The 20265-nt window shown below is 70.1% G+C and carries 20 protein-coding genes; 10 read left to right on the forward strand and 10 right to left on the reverse strand.

Annotated features, from left to right (window positions below):
- The first annotated feature begins 135 nt into the window (after nucleotides 1–135).
- Nucleotides 136–366: a hypothetical protein gene (locus tag VF092_10010; GenBank protein ID HEX6747611.1), complete on the forward strand. Its 231-nt coding sequence runs from the start codon at nucleotides 136–138 to the stop codon at nucleotides 364–366.
- 127 nt (nucleotides 367–493) lie between these two features.
- On the opposite strand, the gene VF092_10015 is transcribed toward VF092_10010, so the two are convergent.
- The 6 genes from VF092_10015 to VF092_10040 all read right to left on the reverse strand — a co-directional run bounded on the left by VF092_10015 (nucleotide 494) and on the right by VF092_10040 (nucleotide 6250).
- Entirely contained in the window at nucleotides 494–1582 is a 1089-nt protein-coding gene (locus tag VF092_10015; protein HEX6747612.1) for a hypothetical protein, read from the reverse strand.
- Nucleotides 1579–2682, reverse strand: coding sequence for a quinone-dependent dihydroorotate dehydrogenase (locus tag VF092_10020; protein HEX6747613.1), 1104 nt, complete (start codon nucleotides 2680–2682; stop codon nucleotides 1579–1581). Before VF092_10020 ends, VF092_10015 begins: the two co-directional genes overlap by 4 nt.
- Before the next feature lie 110 nt (nucleotides 2683–2792).
- Nucleotides 2793–3602, reverse strand: a complete 810-nt coding sequence (locus VF092_10025; GenBank protein HEX6747614.1) for an N-acetylmuramoyl-L-alanine amidase — start codon at nucleotides 3600–3602, stop codon at nucleotides 2793–2795.
- A gap of 255 nt (nucleotides 3603–3857) precedes the next feature.
- The gene (locus VF092_10030; GenBank protein ID HEX6747615.1) at nucleotides 3858–4622 is read right to left on the reverse strand and encodes a creatininase family protein; all 765 of its coding nucleotides are present in this window, start codon (nucleotides 4620–4622) and stop codon (nucleotides 3858–3860) included.
- A gap of 125 nt (nucleotides 4623–4747) precedes the next feature.
- A complete protein-coding gene (locus tag VF092_10035; protein ID HEX6747616.1) occupies nucleotides 4748–5635 on the reverse strand; it encodes a hypothetical protein in 888 nt (295 codons plus the stop codon).
- A 156-nt stretch (nucleotides 5636–5791) separates the two neighbouring features.
- Entirely contained in the window at nucleotides 5792–6250 is a 459-nt protein-coding gene (locus VF092_10040) for a RidA family protein (GenBank protein ID HEX6747617.1), read from the reverse strand.
- Between the two features lie 127 nt (nucleotides 6251–6377).
- Here VF092_10040 and VF092_10045 point away from each other — a divergent pair, with 127 nt between their 5' ends.
- Nucleotides 6378–6947 carry a DinB family protein gene (locus VF092_10045; GenBank protein HEX6747618.1) on the forward strand — a complete coding sequence of 190 codons (570 nt, stop codon included), beginning with the start codon at nucleotides 6378–6380 and terminating at the stop codon, nucleotides 6945–6947.
- A gap of 6 nt (nucleotides 6948–6953) precedes the next feature.
- Here the strand turns inward: VF092_10045 and VF092_10050 are convergent, their stop codons facing one another.
- The 4 genes from VF092_10050 to VF092_10065 form a co-directional block, all read right to left on the reverse strand.
- The gene (locus tag VF092_10050; protein HEX6747619.1) at nucleotides 6954–7391 is read right to left on the reverse strand and encodes a DUF3574 domain-containing protein; all 438 of its coding nucleotides are present in this window, start codon (nucleotides 7389–7391) and stop codon (nucleotides 6954–6956) included.
- A 191-nt stretch (nucleotides 7392–7582) separates the two neighbouring features.
- Complete coding sequence (locus VF092_10055; GenBank protein HEX6747620.1) at nucleotides 7583–7891, reverse strand: hypothetical protein; 309 nt, start codon at nucleotides 7889–7891, stop codon at nucleotides 7583–7585.
- 109 nt (nucleotides 7892–8000) lie between these two features.
- A complete protein-coding gene (locus VF092_10060; protein HEX6747621.1) occupies nucleotides 8001–8714 on the reverse strand; it encodes a hypothetical protein in 714 nt (237 codons plus the stop codon).
- Between the two features lie 34 nt (nucleotides 8715–8748).
- On the reverse strand, nucleotides 8749–10680 hold the full coding sequence (locus tag VF092_10065) for an AAA family ATPase (GenBank protein HEX6747622.1): 1932 nt from the start codon (nucleotides 10678–10680) through the stop codon (nucleotides 8749–8751).
- A 588-nt stretch (nucleotides 10681–11268) separates the two neighbouring features.
- Here VF092_10065 and VF092_10070 point away from each other — a divergent pair.
- From VF092_10070 to VF092_10105, 8 genes are all read left to right on the forward strand, one after another.
- Nucleotides 11269–12489, forward strand: a complete 1221-nt coding sequence (locus VF092_10070; protein ID HEX6747623.1) for an acetyl-CoA C-acetyltransferase — start codon at nucleotides 11269–11271, stop codon at nucleotides 12487–12489.
- A 61-nt stretch (nucleotides 12490–12550) separates the two neighbouring features.
- Nucleotides 12551–13366, forward strand: coding sequence for a hypothetical protein (locus VF092_10075; protein ID HEX6747624.1), 816 nt, complete (start codon nucleotides 12551–12553; stop codon nucleotides 13364–13366).
- Nucleotides 13342–13695 carry a hypothetical protein gene (locus VF092_10080; protein HEX6747625.1) on the forward strand — a complete coding sequence of 118 codons (354 nt, stop codon included), beginning with the start codon at nucleotides 13342–13344 and terminating at the stop codon, nucleotides 13693–13695. Before VF092_10075 ends, VF092_10080 begins: the two co-directional genes overlap by 25 nt.
- Nucleotides 13696–14109: 414 nt before the next feature.
- On the forward strand, nucleotides 14110–14994 hold the full coding sequence (locus VF092_10085) for a 3-hydroxyacyl-CoA dehydrogenase family protein (GenBank protein ID HEX6747626.1): 885 nt from the start codon (nucleotides 14110–14112) through the stop codon (nucleotides 14992–14994).
- Nucleotides 14995–15313: 319 nt separating this feature from the next.
- The gene (locus VF092_10090; GenBank protein HEX6747627.1) at nucleotides 15314–16192 is read left to right on the forward strand and encodes a hypothetical protein; all 879 of its coding nucleotides are present in this window, start codon (nucleotides 15314–15316) and stop codon (nucleotides 16190–16192) included.
- A 392-nt stretch (nucleotides 16193–16584) separates the two neighbouring features.
- Entirely contained in the window at nucleotides 16585–18318 is a 1734-nt protein-coding gene (locus tag VF092_10095; protein ID HEX6747628.1) for a hypothetical protein, read from the forward strand.
- A gap of 379 nt (nucleotides 18319–18697) precedes the next feature.
- Nucleotides 18698–19411: a zinc ribbon domain-containing protein gene (locus VF092_10100; GenBank protein ID HEX6747629.1), complete on the forward strand. Its 714-nt coding sequence runs from the start codon at nucleotides 18698–18700 to the stop codon at nucleotides 19409–19411.
- Nucleotides 19412–19438: 27 nt separating this feature from the next.
- Nucleotides 19439–20134, forward strand: coding sequence for a hypothetical protein (locus VF092_10105; GenBank protein HEX6747630.1), 696 nt, complete (start codon nucleotides 19439–19441; stop codon nucleotides 20132–20134).
- Nucleotides 20135–20265 lie beyond the last annotated feature (131 nt).

Consider the following 20265-nt stretch of genomic DNA (forward strand, 5'->3'; position numbering starts at 1 on the left):
GACGCGGAGGGGCTTGGCTGGCTCCTCCGCGTCTCCGCGCCTCCGCGTGAGAAATCTTTTCGTTGGGCGTGGGGTGCGCTCCTTGCGGCGATGGGACAATCCTTCGACACACCCACCCTCAACGAGGAGATCCCCATGGCGATGATGGACGAGCTGGTGGGCCAGATCGCGCAGCGCACCGGCATCCCCGCCGACAAGGCGCGGGAGGCGGCGCGCACGGCGGTGGAGTTCCTGGACTCGCGCCTTCCCGCGCCGGTCGGCGGCAACCTTGCCAAGCTCGTGCAGGGCGGCGGCGCCGGTGGCGGCGGGATGCCCGACCTTGGCGACCTGCCCGGCGGCCTCGGAGGGATGTTCGGCGGGAAGTGAGGAGCGGGCGAAAGACCGCAACGGAAAGGTCTCACGCAGAGTCAGCAGGGTTAGCAGCCAACAGCAGCTGTTCACTGCTGACTCTGCTAACTCTGCGTGAGAAAAAAAGATCGGCCGAGGCCGCGCGTCAGATCGCGTAGAGCGCGCGGTCGAGCAGGCGGACGAAGGTGTTCGTCTCGCGCAGCCAGTGGATGGGGTGCAGCCAGGCGCCCGAGGAGTGCGCGAACAGCCCGGTGATCGTCGCCGACGCCTCGACCTGCGGCGGGAGCATCGACATCAGCCGCAGCGTCTCGCTAAAGGGGATCAGCCGGTCCTGCCTGCCGTGGCTCAGCACGATGCGCGCGTGCAGGTGCGGGAGGTGCGGCCGCGGGTCCAGCCCCGGATCGTGCTCCAGCGCCGCGGCGGTGAAGCGCGCCGCGATCTCCCGCGCGGCGTCGAGGTCCACCGACACGTCCGTCTTCGGCGCGATCGCCGCCCACACGCGCCGCTCGTCGGCCGAGAAGTCGCGCGACAGCTCGTCCTTCATCGCGTCGTAGTGCGGGCCCCACGCCCACTCGCCGCGGCGGCCGGCCTCGATCGCCAGCTCAAGTGCGGCCTGCGCGACGCGCTCCATCCCGCGGTACTCGTCCAGCAGCGTCAGGTAGTTGCCGACCACGATCCAGCGCCCGTACGGGTCGGGGTCGACCGTGTAGCGCTCGCCCTGCCACTCGTGCTCGCCGGTGAACAGGCACCGCAGCATCCGCCCCAGGTCGCAGTATCCCCCGAAGCCCACGACGGCGTTCAGGTGGCCGCGCATGGCCGGATCTCCCGACGCCATCAGCACCTGCGTGGCGCCGAAGGAGAAGCCGACGGCCCCCACGCCGCCGGGCTGCACGCCGTGCCGGCCCTCCAAGTCGAGCACGCCGGCCTCCACCGTCTCGCGCGCGGCCTCCACGTCCAGCCGCAGCTCGCGCCACGGGGGGACGTCGGGGACGAGCACGACCGCGCCCGAAGCGGCCAGCGAGCGCACGAAGCGCATCATCGCCAGGTGGCGGCGGCCGGGGACGGTGAGGCCGTGCAGCACCACCCATCCCGGCGCGGGATCACGCCGTCCTGGCGGGAGATACAGCGTGGCCTCGCGCGCCTCGCCGCGGACGCGCACCGTCGTCTCCACCTCGCGGATGCCGCGCGCGCCGGTGACCCATGCGCGCAGGAACCTCGCGGTGCGCGCCTTCATCGGTGCGCGCTCCCGACCGCCTCGTCCAGCGTCCGCATCCCCGCGCGCCGCAGCCGGTCGCGCAGCCCCAGGCAGATCTCCCGCGCCACCAAGGGGCCGCGGTAGATGAAGCCGGTGTAGAGCTGCACCAGCGACGCCCCGGCGCGCACCATCTCCCACGCGTCGTCCGCGGTGAAGATCCCGCCCACGCCGATGATCGGCATCGCCCCGTCCGTGGATCTCCAGACGAGGGAGACGACCTCGCGCGCGCGGAGCGTGAGCGGCCCGCCGCTGATCCCCCCCGCGCCCAGCGCCTCCACGCGCGCCCGCGGCGTCCGCAGCCCCTCGCGCGACACCGTGGTGTTGGTGGCGATGATCCCCGCCATCCCCTCCTCGCGCGCGATCCCCACCGCCTCCTCGATCTGCGGATCGGTCAGGTCGGGGGCGATTTTGAGCAGGATCGGCCGCGCCGCAGCCCCGCGCGCGGCCGCCAGCTCGCCCGCGCGGACGCGGAGCGCGCGCAGGAGATCGCGCAGCGGCGCGGCGTCCTGCAGCTGCCGCAGCCCCGGCGTGTTCGGCGAGCTGACGTTGACGACGAGATATCGGGCGAACGGCTCCAGCAGCTCCAGCGAGCGCAGGTAGTCGCCCGCGGCCTCGTCCAGCGGCGTGATCTTGCTCTTGCCCAGGTTGATGCCGAGCACGGGCTCGATCCGCGCGCGCGCCAGCCGCCGCGCGACCGCCTCGGCGCCGGGGTTGTTGAAGCCCATCCGGTTCAGCAGCGCGCGGTCTTCGGGAAGGCGAAAGAGGCGGGGATGGGGATTCCCCGGCTGCGCGTGCGCGGTGACGGTGCCGATCTCCACGAACCCGAAGCCGAGCGCGCCCAGCGCGTTGAACAGCTCGCCCGTCTTGTCGAACCCGGCGGCGAGCCCGACGGGATTGGGGAAGCGGATGCCGAAGCGCTCGATGGCGAGCGCCGGATCGTCGACGGCGATTGCCGAGCGGACGAGCGCGCGGAAGGGCGGGGGAGCGAGGGAGAGGTCGAGGAGGCCGCTCCCCAGGTGGTGCGCCGTCTCCGCCGGGAGGGTGAAGAGGAACGGGCGGACGAGGTCGTAGAGGATCACGGCGCGGGTGCTCGCGGGCGTACGCAGGCCCGGACCGCGCGGGTGCGGTCCGGGCCGTACTCGCCGCCGAAGCTAGGCGGCGCCTGTCGCGGCGGCAAGCCGCCGGGCGCTCACCCGCCCGTGCCCGCCGGCGCGGCGACGCCGGCGACAGGCACCGTGGCCACGCCCGCGATCACCTTCGCCCAGTCGAACGCGGGGCCGATGTCCCACTTCCCGTAGCTCTCGGGCTGATAGTTCACGTGCGTGGTGATCCCCCTGAACTTCGCCACATCCGCATAGACGTCGTAGCGCTTCTCCTCGGGGAGGAAGGCCAGCGGGATCTTGTAGGTGGCGCCCAGGTAGCGCAGCAGCTTGATCAGGCTCTGGTACTGCGCCTCGGGATAGGTGGCGAAGCGCGTGTATTTGCGGTACGGCTTGGCCAGCTGCGTGTACGCGTCCTTGTCGGCGGGCGTGCAGTACGGCGCGCCGTACGGGTCCACAAGATTCTCGCCCTTGGCCGTCAGGTAGGCCACGTTCGACAGCTCGATGCCGATGGAGCTCTTGCTCATCTCGCTGTTGCCGCCCTGCGCGCCCTTGCCCAGGTGGTACGACCAGTACTTCGACGAGAAGAGCTGGTAGATGGTCCCGTCGCGCGCGATCACGAAGGGGACGGAGACGTGGTTGTCCTTCCGGGTCAGCGCCGCGATGTCGCCCTTCAGGTAGCCGGCGGTGAAGTGCACCACGATGCGCTCCTTCGCCGGCGCGTCCTTGTAGAAGAAGCTCTCGTCGCCGTTGGCCGGCTTGCAGGTCACCACGTCGAGCGTCTCGGAGGTGCCGGGGATGACGACCTTGGCCGGCGCCAGCGTGAACTTCTTCCCGTCGCTGTCCACGCCCTTGGCGCGGAAGTCGGCTTCGTAGGCGGGGATGTTCTTGTAGTTCATCGGTCGATCCAGCAGAGGGGGGCGAGGGGGTGCGGCCGCGGGCGCGGCACGCGAGAGGCAGTGTCTACATATTAAGCATCACCAACGCGTTTGGTAAGATTGACGGCGACGAACGTTTGCGGCTCCCCCATCGCGGCGCGGCGGAGGATTCGCGAATCAACACGGCCCGAGAATCGGTCGAGATAAATTTATCTAAATCTTTGTAGATTATGGTGATGAAGATGATGTTCTGAAGCACAGTCGACCTGATTCCGTTCAGCCGTACACGTCCGCGGGATCGATGGCGCAGAGCTCGACGAGGAACCCGGCGATGCGCTCTGTGACCGCGCGGAAGAATGCCTCGCCCTTCTCCGCGGTGGCCGCGCGCGGGTCGCCGACGCCGGTGTCGGCGCTGATCTTCGTCCACGGGCGCGGCGCCCACGCCCACCCCTCGCGCAGCCCGGCCACGCGCGCCTTCCTCTCCGCGCCGTCGCCCGCCTGGTCCAGCGGAAGGACGAGGTCGGGCGCCAGGTGCAGCATCACGCTCGTCTCCAGCTCGCCCGCGTGGTCGCCGGGCGCGTCGAAGAACGGGCGCGCGGCCAGGCAGCTCCACCAGTTGATGGTGCAGAGGAAGACGTCCACCCGCGGCTGCAGCTCGCGGATCATCGCGCGGAAGTCGTTGCCGCCGTGGCTGTTCAGCACCAGCAGCCGGCGGATGCCGTTCCCCGCCAGCGTCCGCGCCACGTCGCCCAGGACGGCGGCCTGCGTGGAGGGGTTCAGGTTGATGCAGAGCGGGATGTCGAGCTGCCCCGTCTGCACGCCGAAGGGGATCGTCGGGAGCACGACCGCCTTCGTCCCCGCCTCCCACGCCCGCCGCGCCGCCTCGGCCGCCACCGCGGACGCCTCGATGACGTCGGTGGCGTAGGGGAGATGGTAATTGTGCGCCTCGGTGGCGCCCCACGGCAGGATCGCGGCGGCGAACTCCGTGTCGCGCACCGCCTTCCAGCTCGTCTCCGCCAAGATCCAGGGTCGTCCGCTCACGGTCGTCTTCGCGGAAAACGCATCTGCGTGGATGAAGAATCAACGCCGGCCCGGAGCCGCGCGTGCGGTCCGGGCCGGCGTGCCCGCGAAGGTACGGGCGCGGGTGCGTGCATCGCAACCGCGCGTCAGAACGATGGGTCCGTTGGCGGCAGCGGGTTCACCTGGAACGACAGGTCGCGCACCGGCGAGTCGGGGAAGGCCGTGGCGGTGAGCACGCCGAACCACTCCTTCCCGTCCTCGCCGCGCATCCGGAATGCCTGCGCCACCACCGTCGGCGACGCCGCCGCGGGCGCCGGCGTCCACCCGGCGGCCCGCAGCTGCGCCGCGTAGTGCTGCACTAGGGCGGCCGCGGATTGGTCGGTCCGCAGCCGCGTCGAGGCCGAGGCGCCGCTCCGGCCGAACGAGGCGGGGAGCACGCCCGATCCCGTGGCCAGCGCCGTCGCCCCCTCCGGCGCGGTGAGGGCGGGGATGGGCACCGAGTCCCACGGCGCCATCCCGCCGGGGCGTGCGGCCCGCATCATCGCGCACGGGCTCATCCGGCGCGCGCGCGAGTAGTCCAGGCGCACGTACGCGCCGCCGCCCGGCGCGGGCGCGGCGGCGGTGCTGAGCATCTCCGCGCCGCGGCACAGGAAGCCCATGTTGCGCATCGGGTTGGGGTCGATGAATCCCCGCTGCGGACGCGGGTCGCCCGGCGAGCTCCATCCCCCCTCCGCCAGCGCCTGGCGGAGCGCGGCCGTGGCCTCGGCGGGCGCCTGCGGCACCGCGAACGCCGCCACCGCAGACGAGGTGTCGCGCGCGATCCCGCCCAGCACGCGCCCGCCGGCTGGCGCCACGCCTGCGGGGAAGCCGTTCGGGATGCGCCCGACCACGATCTGCTCCGGCGTGCTCCCCGTAGGCATCGCCACCAGCGCGGTCGCCAGCTCGGCGGGGATGCTGTTCTGCGCGGCGGCCGGCGGCGACGCGGTCAGGATCGCGGGAACGGCCAGGGCGACGAGGAGGGGAGGGGTGCGCATGATCGTTCACCTCCGATGAAGGTGATGCGGCACGCATCGCGGCAGCGCGATACCATCGGCCGGCGCCGAAGAGGCCGCGGCGGGTAGAGGCGATTCCCTTCGCGCGAGTCTACGCCTGCGTACCTGGATGGACAAGCGGGACGGATTCGCCCCGGCTCACCGCGCCACGGCGACGCACTCGATCTCCACGCGCGCGCCGAGCGCCAGGCCGGTGGTGCCGAACGCGCTGCGGGCCGGCTTGGGGCCGGGGAAGAAGGCGGCGTAGACGGCGTTCATCCGCGGCCACTCGGCCATGTCGGCCATCATCACCGTGCACTTGGCGATGCGGTCCATCGACGAGCCGCTCTGCTCGGCGATGGCGCGGATGTTCTCCAGCGCCTGCCGCGTCTCCGCCTCCACGCCGCCGGGAATAAGCACCGGCCGGCCGTCCACCGTCCGCGTGCCGAGCTGGCCGGAGAGGAAGACCAGGTTGCCCACCCGCACCGCCGGCGAGAACGGGTACGGCCACCCCTCCGGCGGGGTGATGAAGCGCATCTGCTCGGCGTCTCTCGAAGTCTGCACCGCGACCGAGCAGGCGCACAGGAGCAGGGCGGGGAGGAGGGCGATGCGTCGCATGGCTGGAGAGCATTGGGGGGGGCGAGAGCCGGGGACCGGAACGGTTTCGCCCGGCCACGGCGCAAGGTACACTGTGATCTGCGGCCCAATGGCCGTTGAGATGCACGACCCACGGGGAGGCACGTCGATGGTGGCATGGTCGCGGCCCGAGCTCCTGTCGGCCCTGGAGGCGGCCGAACGCGAGGTGTGCGCGTTCTTCGGCTCCCTCCCCGCCGCGGATTTCATCAGCCGCCCCGGTGAGGCGTGGAGTCCGGCGGAGCACCTGCGGCACCTCAACCGCGCCGTTTTCGCGGTGGGACGCGCGTTCTCCATTCCGCGGATGCTGCTGCGGGTGCGCTTCGGCCGGGCGCGGGCGCCGTCACGCGAGTACGACGAGCTCCGCGACCGGTACCGGGCACTGCTGGCCGCGGGCGGCCGCGCGTCGGGCGAGTTCGTTCCTCCGCGCGAGGAGGTGGCGGCCGACGCGGTGGAGCCCTACCGTGCGCGCATCCTGGCGCACTGGGCCGAGGCCAACCGGAAGCTCCGCGCCGGGCTCGGCCGGTGGAGCGAGGCGGAACTGGAGCGGATCCGGCTTCCGCATCCGATCCTGGGGTGGCTGACCGCGCGGGAGATGGTGTTCTTCACCGTCTATCACGCGCATCATCACGTCGAAGCCGCGCGCCGCCGCCTGCGGGACTCCGCGCCGCTTCCCACCTGAACCCGATCACTCGTCGTAGAAGCGCATCCGCACGGGCGTGGTGACGCGGAGCACGGCCTCCTGGCGGAAGCGGCGCTTGTACTCGTCGGCGATCTGCTGCAGCGCCGCGTCCACCTGCTCCGACGCGGGGTGGACGACCTCGACCACCACCGTCGGCTCGCGCTCCAGCGTGCCGGACGCCTCCAGCCACTGCCCGTCCGCGTGCCACACCGACAGCCCGTCGGGGAAGCGCGGCGTCACCACGTCGCGCAGGAACGCGGCCCACTCGTCGTCCGACACCATCCCTCCGCCCGGGATGCTCCGCCCGAAGAACAGCCGGTCCGCCACGGTGTCGGCCGAGACGAGCGCGGCCATGCGCACGCCCGCCGGCCCCGGCGCCACGGCCACGGGCACGCACGCGGCGAGCGTCAGCGCGGTCGTGGCGAGGAGGGTGAGAGATCTCATGTCGGATGAAGTCCGCGGAGGCGGACTGTGTGTGGTTGTAGCCGCGACTTCCAGTCGCATACCTCGCGAAACGGCCGCGGGAAGATGACGTCGCCGCAAGCTGACGCATGCGCGCGTCCGCAGCAAGGAAAAAGGCCCGGACGGCGGCTGCCATCCGGGCCTTCGTGTGCGCTGCTGACGCCTGCGGGCGCTCAGTTCCAGCAGAAGCACGATTCCTGGTATGCTTCCGTCCACGGGAGGCACCCGCAGGTGCCGGCCAGGCCGCAGGCCGTCGCGTGATGGCTGGGGCAGATGCACGAATACGGGCAGCTATACCCGACCGTGCAGCCACAGCTGTCGGCGCAAGTATCCGCCTGCGTGTCCTCGCAGCAGTTGCTGTCGTACGCGCCTTCTGACCAGACGGGAATGTGGCCGCGCACGGTGCCCGCGGTACGCTCCGCCGGGGCGGTCTGGAACGATTCGATCCGGAGGTCGGCAAGGTCGAGGGAGAGCTTTTTCATCGCGAGGTCGGAGTAAGGGTGAGGTTTGGGGATCGGGCCACGAAGATGCAATTTCGCGCCGATGCACACAACCGGTTCGCGACGGTACTCATCGCGCCAGCCGCCGCTTTCAACAGGTTCCAGGGGAGCAGCCCGTCAGGTCGGGTGGAGGACCAGGTTGGGTCTCGCACCGGGTGTCATCGACTTCGCGGTCGCGCGGCATGCCGAGCATTCCGGGGCGATACGTCCGCTCCAGCCAGGTGATGAAGTCGCGCACGACGTCGGGATCATGCTTTTTCCGGCAGCCCTGCCTGTCGCGGATCAGACTGCCGAATTCCGCTGGAACGTCGGGCGCGTTTTCCCCGAAGTAGTAGAAGTGATCGGAGATGAACACTCGGGGATGCCGCGTGTCGGCCTCCAGGCGCCATGGCTCTGCGTGGAAGTGCGCGAACGCCTGCTCGTACCCCCCGCTCTCTCCGATGAAGTAGATGTTGTCGCCACAGCGGTTCCGCCAATCTCCACCCGGCTTCGGCTTCTTCGCCTTGAACCGTGGATCGCGAAAGTAGTCGTCGAAGTCGAGCACTTCCCGCACGCGCATCGCGTAGACGAGCCGCTGGCCGTGCGCCTTGTCGCTGTTGCCCATGATCCAGTCGCCCGCTTCCGCCCTGATTCCCTGATGGTTGGGCGTGCACGCCGCGAGCGTGCAGTAGCCGGCGAACGGATTCGGGGCGAAGCCTTTGTCTACCTTCACGACGTAGCTGTAGAGCGTCGGGACGGGATTCTGGCTCATCGGTACCTCGAAAGGGGAGATGGAACGATAGAAGGCCCGGACGGCGATCGCCATCCGGGCCTTCGTGTCTCGATGTTCGCGCCTCGCGTCAGGCGGCGACCGGCTCCGCGCCCACACCGGCGGGGAGGAGCGCGGCGGGGCGGGTGAGGCCCGCCTCCTCCATGATCTCCACCGCCTCGGCGCCGTCGATGGTCTCGCGCTCCAGCAGCGCCACGGCGAGCGCGGCCAGCGCCTCGCGGTTGGCGGAGAGCAGCTCCACCGTCTGCCGGTACAGCCGGTCGAGGAGCGCGCGGACCTCGCGGTCCATCTCGGCGTGCGCCTCGCCGCTCAGCGAGCCCGGCTCGCCCTCGTGGATCAGCAGCCCCGTCTGCGGGCCCATCCCCAGCTGGTACACCATCTTGCGGGCCACGCCGTTCACCTGCTGCAGGTCGCTCTGCGCGCCGCTGGTCACCGCGTGCGCGCCGAACACCAGCTCCTCGGCGGCGCGGCCGGCGAGGCCCTTCATGATCATCCCCTCCAGGTAGTTGCGGCGGTACAGGAAGCGGTCGTCTTCGGGCGAGAAGAACGCCACCCCCAGCGCCTGCCCGCGCGCCTGGATGGTCACCTTGTGCAGCCCGTCCTCGGGAACGCAGACCACGCCGGCCAGCGCGTGCCCGGCCTCGTGGTAGGCCACCGTGCAGCGCTCGCGGTCGAGCGCGCGGAAGCCCGTGCGCTCCTTCCCCAGCAGCATGCGGTCGCGCGCCTGCTCCACGTGCGTCCAGCGCACCACCGTCTCGCCCTCGCGTGCGGCGGCGATGGCGGCCTCGTTCAGCAGGTTGGCCAGCTCGGCGCCGCTGGACCCCGGCGTCAGCCGGGCGATCCGCGCCAGGTCCACGTCGTCGGCCAGCGGCACGCCGCGGCGGGTGGCGTGGAGGCGCAGGATCTCCTCGCGCCCCGACGAGGTCGGCGGGCTGACGGAGATGGTGCGGTCGAAGCGGCCCGGGCGCTTGAGCGCCTCGTCCAGGTCGTCGGGCCGGTTCGTCGCGGCGATCACCACCACGCCCGCGAGTGGGTCGAAGCCGTCCATCTCCACCAGCAGCTGGTTGAGCGTGCGGTCGTCCTCGTTGTGGCTGCGGTTGCGGCCGCGCTTGCCGCCCAGCGCGTCGATCTCGTCGATGAAGATCACGCCGCCCTTCTTGCGCGCCTTCTTGAACAGCGTCTTGATGCGGTGCGCGCCCATCCCCACCAGGAACCCGGTCACCTCCGAGCCCGAGATGGAGAAGAAGGGCACCCCCGCCTCGCCGGCCACGGCGCGCGCCAGCAGCGTCTTTCCCGTCCCCGGCGGGCCCACCAGCAGCGCGCCCTTGGGGATGCGGGCGCCGAGCGCGCGGAACGCCTCGGGGCGGCGGAGGAAGTCCACCATCTCGCGCAGGTCCTCGGCGGCGCCCTGCGTGCCGGCCACGTCGTCGAAGGTGACGTCGCTCTTGCCGCTGCCGCCCAGCTCGCCCGTCTGCCCGCCGCGCATCTGGCGGAAGAGGAAGAAGAACACGCCGACGAGCACCAGCACCTCCAGCGCCAGCCCGATCAGCTTCTGCACGCGCGAGCCGTCGGGCGCGGGCGCCAGGGTGATGGCCACTCCGTGCGCCTGCGCCCGCTGCGCCAGCGCGTCCACCGTCTCCACCGGATAGGCGACGGTGAACTCCGGCTCGGTGACCTTCACGCCGGGCGCGCGCTTCCACGTCCCCCGCACGTCGGCGCCGGGGCGCACGACGATCGACTCCACGCGACCGGCGTCGATCGACGTCAGCAGCGCGGAGTAGGTGACGGTGGGCAGGTCGGGCTTGCGGAAGCCCAGGTAGACGCGCCACGCGCCGTACGCCAGCACGCCGAGCAGCGCGATGGCGGCCAGCCAGCGCGCCATCAGCGGCGTGACGTTCAGCTCCAGGCGGCGGCGGGGCTGCTCGCCGGTGGCGGCGGTGGGGTCCTTCGCGGCCGGGGGATCCTGCCGGGGTTGCTGGGGGTCGGGAAGATTGGACGACATCAGGACAACGGCACTGCCTGGGAGATGAAGAAACCGGCGGCGGCCGCCCGGCGGCCCCGCCAGAATCCGTGTGAACGGTCGTCGCGGTCCGGCTGCGCCGCGGGGTGGAAGAGTCCGCGAAGTGGCGCTGCGACCGTGACTTGGAAAGATAACCAAGTCGGCGGACGAACGGGAGGGAGGAGCCCGCCCGAGCGCGCGCCGCCATGTGCGGCTCCCCGTTCCAATGGCAACGTACGGACCACGCCGGAACCGACGGCGCCACACGCAGGAAAGTCGTGTTCACACAGGGAGATCTGCAGACATGCGGGCGATTTGCGATGGCGGCGGCAGTGGGGCGCACCGGCCCCATCGGGACATGCCTGCCACGAGCGGGACTGGCTGGAGGGGCGGGACCGTACTGGTCTTCGTGATCTGAACGCGTCCCGTAGCCCCCGCAGGCGCGGAAGAGACCGATCGCCCCCATCCCCATCCCCATCCCCATCTCCGATCCCTGTCCCCTGTCCACTCGCTTGCGACGCCGGAAGGGCCCGACGATATTGTCGCGCCTTCGTTTCCGGCCCGATCAACGCTGAACCCGACTCACTGCAAATGGCTACGCAGGGCAAGGATACAGACGTCGTCTTCCTCTCCGCCAAGCGCACGGGGATGGGCACCTTCGGCGGCGCGCTGAAGGACTTCTCGGCCACCGACCTGGGCGTGTTCGCCGCGAAGGGCGCGCTGTGCGCCGCCGGCATCCCCGAGGCCGAGGTGGGGCACGTGGTGATGGGCAACGCGCTGCAGACCAGCGCCGACGCCATCTACCTCGCCCGCCACGTGGGGCTGCGCGCGGGGCTGCCGATCGACACCCCCGCCATGACGCTCAACCGCCTGTGCGGCAGCGGCTTCCAGGCCATCGTCAGCGGGGCGATGGAGATCATGCTGGGCGAGTGCGAGGTGGCGCTGTGCGGCGGCAGCGAGAGCATGTCGCAGGCGCCGCACGTGGTCCGCGGCGCGCGCTGGGGCGAGCAGCGGCTGGGCCCCGCCGGCCCCTTCTACCAGGACCTGCTCTGGGAGGCGCTCACCGACCCCTTCGCCGGGTGCAGCATGGCGATGACGGCCGAGAACCTGGCCGACAAGCACGGCATCCGGCGCGAGGACGTCGACGCCTTCGCCATCCTCTCGCAGCAGCGCGCGAAGGCGGCGTGGGACGCGGGGCACTTCACCGAGGAGCTCACGCCCGTCACCATCAAGACGCGCAAGGGCGAGACGCAGTTCATGGCCGACGAGCACATGCGCCCCGACACCACGCCCGAGGCGCTGGGGAAGCTCAAGCCGTACTTCAAGGAGGGCGGCACCGTCACCGCCGGCAACGCGTCGGGGATCGGCGACGGCGCGGCCGCGGTGGTGATCGCGAACGGCGAGTACGCGCGGCGCAACGGCCTTTCGCCCATCGGCCGCCTGGTCTCCTGGGGGATCGCCGGGGTGGAGCCCAAGCACATGGGGATCGGCCCCGTCCCCGCCAGCCGCCTGGCGCTGAAGAAGGCGGGGATGGAGCTGGACGCGATGGATCTCGTCGAGGTGAACGAGGCGTTCGGGAGCCAGTACTGCGCGGTGGAGAAGGAGCTGGGGCTGGACCGCGAGCGCACCAACGTGTCCGGCGGCGCCATCGCCGTGAGCCACCCGCTGGGCGCCAGCGGCGCGCGCATCACCGTGCACCTGCTGCACGAGCTGCGGCGCCAGGGGAAGCGCTTCGGCCTGGGCACCGCCTGCATCGGCGGCGGCCAGGGGATCGCGGTGGTGGTCGAGGCCTTCCCCGCGCAGAATTCGTGATGCGCCCGCGCCGCCGCCGTCCCCGTTGGGCGCGCGGCGGCGCGCGCATCGTCACCCGGCCATGAGCGACCAGCCTCCCGTCCCCGGCGGATCGAATCTCCCCGCCCGCAAGCTGTCCTCCAGCGAGCTGGAGGCGGTGATCAAGCGCGCGGTGGAGCTGCAGACCGCGCGCGAGTCGGAGATGACCGACGGCCTGTCCGACGCCGAGGTCGTGCGCATCGGGCAGGAGCTGGGGATCGAGCAGCACCTGGTGCGGCGCGCCATCGCCGAGGTGCGCGGCCGCCCGCCCGAGGAGCACGGGCTGGTGGCGGGGGTGATGGGCCCGGGGATCGTCCGCGCCGCGCGCACCATCCGCCGCCCCGCGGTGGACCTCGGCATCTTCCTGGAGGCGTATCTCCTCGAAGCCGAGTTCATGGTGGTCGAGCGCCGCCTGTCCGACCGCACGCGCTACGTGCGCGCGCAGGGGATCGGCGCCGCGCTCGGCCGCACGCTGGGAAAGGTGGGAAGCCGCGTGGCCCCGCTGGAGCTGGAGAAGGTGGACGTGGGCGTGGCGCTGGCCGATGAGGATTCATCCGTCGTGACGCTGCAGGTGGACCTCACCGGCATCCGCACCGGCACCACGCTGGGCGGGTGGCTGGGCGGGCTGGGCGGCGGGGGGACGGTGGCCGCGGTGGTGCTGGCCAGCACCGCGCCGCACCTGCTGGCGCTGGCCGGCATCGGCGTGGCGGCCGCGGGGATCCTGGGCTCGCGCGGGGCGTACCGGCTGATGGTGGAGAAGACGAAGAACAAGCTCGAGGCCTTCCTGGACCGGCTGGAGCACGGCGAGCTGAAGCTTCCGCCGAAGAAGCAGGAATGGCAGAAGCGCTTCGGGCTGTGACGCGCCCCGCCGCCCTCGCCGCGGCGATCGTGCTGCTGGCCGCTTGCGCCCGCGACCCGCGGCAGGCGCTGCGCGGCGAGTGGCGCAGCGACACGGGGCGGATGGTGTTCTACCGCGACGGGCAGATGCTGATCGAGGAGGCGGGCGACAGCGCGGCGTCGGCGTCGATGGCGCGCTACGACTTCCCCGACAAGCGGCGGCTGCGCATCCGCACGCTGGCCGCGACGCCGGTCGAGTACACGCTGAAGGTGACGGGCGACAGCCTGGTGATGTGCCGCGTCGACCAGTCCGCGACCTGCTACCGCCTCCGCCGCGCGCAGGGGGAGTGAGGATGCCCGGCGATCGTCCGACGGGCGGCTGAAGCCGCGGCTACAACTACGGGAAGCCTCGCAAACTGCGCGAGGCTGGTGGGGCTCGGTGGTCCGCTCTGGTGCGTAAAACGGCGCTTGGCAAACACGGCGTACAACCCTGCGCCGACGTCATCCTGAGGCCGGCCCGACCGTCGTTGCGTCACCCACGGATGGCGGCAGGCCGAAGGATCTATAACCGACGCCACACGCCCGTTGGAGCGTCGCGCAGATGCTGACGCTGGGTGCCCCGATGAAAGAGAACGGGCCAAGCGCCGGCGCGATGCGGCGGGCGTGCAGGGGAGAGAGGGGGCCGGGCCGTCGGAGTCGTTTTCGGTGAGTGGCGAAAACTGGTGGAGCGAAACCTCTGAACTACGAACCTTTCAGGAGATAGAGATGGCGGAGATCAAGCGCGTGGGCGTGCTGGGGTGCGGGCTGATGGGGAGCGGGATCGCGCAGGTGGCGGCCGCCGCCGGCTACGACACCATCGTCCGCGAGGTCAGCGACGACCTGGTGCAGAAGGGGATCGGCGGGATCGGGCGGCAGCTGGGCAAGCAGGTGGAGAAGGGGAAGCTGGCCGCCGAGGACCGCGACGCGCTGCTCGGCCGCCTCCGCGGGACCTCGAACCTCGAGGACCTGAAGGACTGCGACATCGTCATCGAGGCCATCGTCGAGAACCTGGACCTCAAGAACGAGATCTGGCGCACGCTCGACGGGCTCTGCCCCGCGCACACCATCTTCGCCTCGAACACCTCGTCGCTGACCATCGCCGACATGGCGGCGGCCACGAAGCGGCCGGAGCGCATGGTGGGGCTGCACTTCTTCAACCCCGTGCCGGTGATGAAGCTGGTGGAGGTGGTCAAGACCATCGCCACCGACCCGCAGGTGTTCCAGACAGCGTTCGACTTCGCCAGGTCGCTGGGGAAGGAGCCCATCGTCTGCAAGGACAACTCGGGCTTCGTGGTGAACCTGCTGCTGGTGCCGTACATGATGGACGCCATCCGCGCGCTCTCCGAGGGCGTGGCGACGATCGAGGACATCGACAAGGGGATGCGCCTGGGCACCGGCTACCCGATGGGCCCGTTCACGCTCAGCGACTTCGTGGGCCTCGACACGCTCGACAAGATCGGCGACATCATGTTCAACGAGTACAAGGAGAAGCGCTACGCGTCGCCGCCGCTGCTCAAGCGCATGGTCAGCCTGGGCTACTTCGGCCGGAAGACGGGGAAGGGCTTCTACGACTACTCCGGCGAGGAGCCGAAGCCGATGCCGCTGGTGTGACGTCGGCCACGACGGTTGGGATGACGACGAGGGGCGCTGCGCGATGCGGCGCCCCTTTTTGCGTCCGATCTCAAGCTTACTGCGTGCCGGATAAAGGCTCAAGAAAGAATTAATTGCTCCTGAGATGACTCCACTTTAAGGTATAGTACAGGAACCTTCCGCATAGGCCGACCAGCCTTCCGATGCTCTCCCAGGTCGCTGGCCAGTCGCAAGATTGCTGGTTGTCTGATTACCTCGTTCCGTTCACTTTCCGCAGGGAGGAAAACTCGGCTGGCTCCGAATCAGCTATTCTTACTGGGCCTCCTACTGCAGGTGAAAAATGGCTGACACAACCCCGGTACCTCTTTCGCCAGACGCCGAAGACCTCATCGCATTCCGTTTGGCCAAAAAAGCCTTGCGTTACATGGCGCTGATGTTCGCGCCGCTCCTGGGAATCGCCGTCTGGCTTGGGTACGATAGTTACAAGGGAGTGAAGGAAAGGTATGATCAAAGCATTGTGGATTTCACGAAAGCTACGCAGGAAACCAGATTGCGAGCCGATACGTTGAATCGCCTTGCTGACTCCCTGCAGCGGATTTTGGCTGTGCAAACCGCGCAACTGGAGAACAACGGTCGCGAGGCCGAGGTGGCGCGCAGCCAACTACGGGATTATTACAGCCAACTGACCCAACAGGCAGCTGACTTGCGTTCCGATGTGCGCTCGGAGGTGAGTTCGGCTGTTACGCGGGCAGACACTACGTCTGCGCGACTCGTGCGAGCCAATACAGTTTTTCAATCAAATGTACAGTCTCAATTCCAACGTTTGATGGATACGGCCACGAATGCAACCCAGAATGCACAGCGCGCTGTTAAGATTGCTGAAGAGTCCAGAGTGCAGACGGTAGGTGCGCGGCAGCGACGGCCACTTTATGGCACTCCATTTGACGTTTACTTCTCGGGAGTCTCGCGCGATGCTCTCCGCGATTTCGTCATCTTCCAGCATGATGGTGCAGCTATCGAGATGCACTCGCGACTCACGGGCATGGATGTCATCGAAATACCCAGAGGAAGACCGCAATTTCTCATCCAGATTGTCAACGTACTCGATATTCCTGGAGGGCTTTTGCGCCTCAATGGGAGTAGCCGTGCTGATGCTGCTACATTCCGCGTCACGCGAGTGCCTAATTCCCTCAATAAGGCTCTCACAACGACACAATGACACAGCAGGAGATTCGCCGCCGCTGCTCAAGCGCATGGTCTCGCTCGGCTACTTCGGCCGGAAGACGGGGAAGGGCTTCTACGACTACTCCGGCGAGGAGCCGAAGCCGATGCCGCTGGTGTAGATCGGCGGCGCGGAGATAAAGCGGCAGAATCCGGACGGGGCGCCTCGCAGAGGCGCCCCGTCGTCGTTCCCCCGTGTCGTACGCGATGAACGGGGGAGGGCGGATTTCGCCGACGGAGAAAATTCTGTTGTTTGTGAACATGTGTTGTGCAAGATTGACCTGTTTGCCGTCTGGTGGAGCGGATCCCGGCGCCTGCCGGTGCATGCGGGCGGAGCCGGGATGATTTTCGCGGCCGGTTTCGATCTCCCAAACCACAAGGAGGCCGGGTATGCCGCTCGAGGTCATCGGAAGTCCGCTGGGATGGGGCTCGTCGCCGGTTTCGTGGGGCGACGGCCGGCTGGACGTGTTCGGCGCCGGGCCCAACGGCGCGCTCCAGCAGTGGTGGTGGGACGGGTCCGCATGGCAGTTCTTCCAGTTCGATGGCGGCCGGGCGGTCATGCCGGCCGGGTCGACGCCCTCGGCGGTGTCGCGCAGGCGCGACAGCCTGGACGTGTTCGCGATCGGCGCGGACGGCACGCTGCTGCACTGGTGGTGGGACGGCGCTTGGCCGTGGCATGGACCGGAGTCACTGGGCGGCCGCCTTCCCGCCGGGGCGCCCTGCGCGGTTTCGTGGGGGCCCAACCGGCTCGACGTCTTCGCGATCGGTGCTGATGCGACGCTGCAGCACTGGTGGTGGGAGGAGGGAGGCACCTGGTCGAGACCCGAATCCCTGGGAGGCCGCCTGCCGGCGGGCGCGGGCCCGGCGGCGGTCTCGTGGGGGCCGAACCGGCTGGACGTCTTCGCCGGCGGCAGCGACGCCACGCTGCAGCACTGGTGGTGGGATGGCGTGTTTCCCTGGAAAGGCCCCGAGAACCTCGGCGGCCGGATCCCGGCGATCTCCCCGGTCGCCGTGTCGCACAACGCGGGCTCGACCGGCCGGGCGCCCGACCGGCTGACGGTGTTCTGCATCGGGCAGGACGCCCGGTTGTACCGCTGGCGCTGGGACGGGAGGAGTTGGGACAGGGCACGCCCGCTGGGAGGGAGATACCCGGCGGGGCCGCTGTCCGTCGTTCCCAGCTTGGACGGCAGCCTGCTGCTGGTCGTCGCGTCCGATGGGCGCGGACAGCTCGACCTCTGGTCCGTTCCCGATGCCGACGGCCCGTTCATGCCCGGTCCGGCGCCCCTGCCGCTGGACGCCGGCGGCGGCGCCGCCTTTCCCAGCGCGGTGCTCTCCACCTCCGGCGGAGCGCCGCGGGTGGACCTGTTCGCCAATGCTGGCTCGAAGCTGGTGCACGCCGCGGCCACCGCGTCTGGGTGGCGCCCCGACCCCTTCCTGGTCGCCGCGGCCGGCAGCGGCGCGGTCAACGTCCGCCCGCTTTCGCCTTCGGAGTTCTACCTGGCGCAGCTCGTGTTCGGAGACTCGGTCCCGCTCGACCGCGTGTGGATCTGCGACCGGAGCGGGCTCGACGGCCGGGCGTTCACCATCCCCACCAACGTGAACGACGCGGCGAGCGTGGCGCGGGCGGCGATTCACGCCCTGTCCGGGGCGGTGACCGGGATCCCGCTCCTGCTGCTGGAGTTTCTTGCCAGCGAGCCGTTCCGGGTCGGGAGGTCGTACACCCTCTTCATGGGCGCCGCCGGCTACGCGCGAGGGCTCAGCTTCACGGGAACGCCCGCCGAGCTCGCAAGGGACCTCCATTTCCATTCGGTGATGCACGAGCTTGCGCACGTCTGGCAGGGGGAGCATTACGCCACGGGGTCGTGGGAGTACGTGGGGAACTCGCTGGTCGCGCAGGGGCTCCACGGCCCGGGTGCGTACGACTACAACGCATCCGCGCTTCCCCCCTGGTCGTCGTTCGCGGCCGAGCAGCAGGCGCAGATCGTGGAAGATTGGGTGATGGGCGTCGCGAGGGGTTTCGCTGGTGTGCCACCTCTGCCACTGAGCACCAGCAACCCGCTCTACCGGCCGTACATCGTCAACGGGATCCTCACGAAATCGAGCTACGTTCCTACCCCGTTGTGACTTCGGTACCTGCAGGCGAGGAGCCTCGCGGCAGGATCAGCGATGGGGAGATGATGCCCCGGCCGGGATACCGGTCGGGGCTTTTTCGCCGCGATATGTGGGGCCGGGATGTCCCAGTATCCCATCCGGGCCGCCGCTCCAGGCGACGGCATCCGCCGCCAATCATCGGTGCTGAAGCAAGGTGGGAACAGGCCGGAACTGCTCGTCGCGCCCGTGACTCCCCGGCCGGACCACCCCTTGCACGAGGGTCACCTCCGTGCCCGCCGTCCCACCCGCGGGTCTTCCGCCATTTGCCCGGGCGGGATCGGTCGACGGGAAAGGACCGGCCGCGTGGCCCTCCAAACCTGATGCCGGTCCGCTCCATCGCCCCGAGGTCTCCATGCCCACTTCCGACCGCTGCCCATACTGCCGCGAAAGCGTTCCCGCCGACGCCCTCGTCTGCGGCCACTGCACCCGCGAGATCGCCACGCTACGGGTCGCCCACGCCGAGATCGACGATCTGAGGGCGCGGCTCGCCGCCGCGGAGGCTGCCGCCGGGGCGGCGGCGATCCCGGCCCGCGTGGCCGTCTCGGCCGACGGAAGCCTCGCGCTGCAGCCGGCGGGGGCGGTGCAGCTTCCGGCGGGGCGGGGCATCGCCTTCGCGACGCTGTGGATGCTGTACCTGGTGCCGGCGGTGCTCAACTACGGGGTGGGGTGGCCGCATACGGCGTATCTCACCTTCTCGCTGGCCGCTCTGGCCGGCTCCGCGCTGGCGCTGCTGGCGAACACGAACGTGTGGCTGGTCTTCCTGACCGCTGCCGCGCAGCCCTACGTCCCACTGGGAATCCTGCTGGCGTGGCGGAAGCTGAGCCTGGAGACGATCGCGGATCCGCGGCTTTCGGCGCTGCAGGTGGGGCTGGTGGCGTGGCTGGCGGCGCTGGTCTCGCTCGCCGCCTTCGACCGGGATCGCCTGGCCGCGATGTTCCGCTGGAGCGCCGTCGCGGAGTGGATGGAGACGCACGGCGCCCGCGTGGAGCTGGTGCAGAAGTTCATCCTTGCGGCGCTGGGACTGGGTGGCGTGCTCGTCTCGCTGCTGAAGGGCGTGCTCGGATAGAGGGAGTTCCCGGCCAAGGAGTGATGGATGTGCAAGCCACTGGTCAAGCGATTGCTGCTCGCCGCCTCCGCGCTGCCGCTGGCGGCGGCCGGAGCCGCGGCGCAGTGCCCCAAGACCGCGCCGTTCCGCACGGTCTACCTGGAGATCTCGGGCGCGCCGCTGCAGGCGCCTCAGCTCGACGTGGCGGTGATCGGAAGCAGCCGCGCGGTGCGGGTGGCCGAGCCGAAGGGCGTGCGCTGGACCCTGCGCCTCCCCGAGCCCGGCACCGTCGCCCGCGTGAAGGTGGAGCCGCTGCGCGCCGGCTTCCGTGCCGTGCCGCAGGGAGAGCCGTGGCTCGACGAGGAGAACGGCGCGTGCGTGGCGGTGTTTCCCTTCCGCTGGGAGGAGGTGTGGAACGTGAGCGTGGCGTCGGAGCCGGCGCAGCTGCTGGCCACCGCCGAGGTCGCCCGCGGCGCGAAGGGAGTGGAGCGCGCCAACCAGCGCACCAACTTCACGGTCAAGAGCATCCCCCTCGAGGCGCCGGTCACCATCCGGCTGCACGCGCCCGGCGGATCGGAAGTGTGGCCGATCGTGCTCCGCAGGAGCGACTTCTCCACGCCCGTCATCACCACCCCCCAGGTGCGGCAGAGGATCTGCGCCAACACGCCGGCCGACGCCTGCAACGGCCGGATGATGCGGCTCGGTGTCCGCAAGTTCACGCTGACCCTGGTCAGTGGCGGGTGATGCCATCGGCGTGAGCACGAAGTCGAGCAACACGAAAAGGGGGAGGAGCGGAAGCGCTCCTCCCTTCGTGCTTGTCCACCTCGGCAGAATCGAGAACCTTGCCTGCTCGCCGAATCCCGCCGCACCATTCG

It is taken from the genome of Longimicrobium sp. (assembly GCA_036377595.1).
Lineage (GTDB): Bacteria > Gemmatimonadota > Gemmatimonadetes > Longimicrobiales > Longimicrobiaceae > Longimicrobium.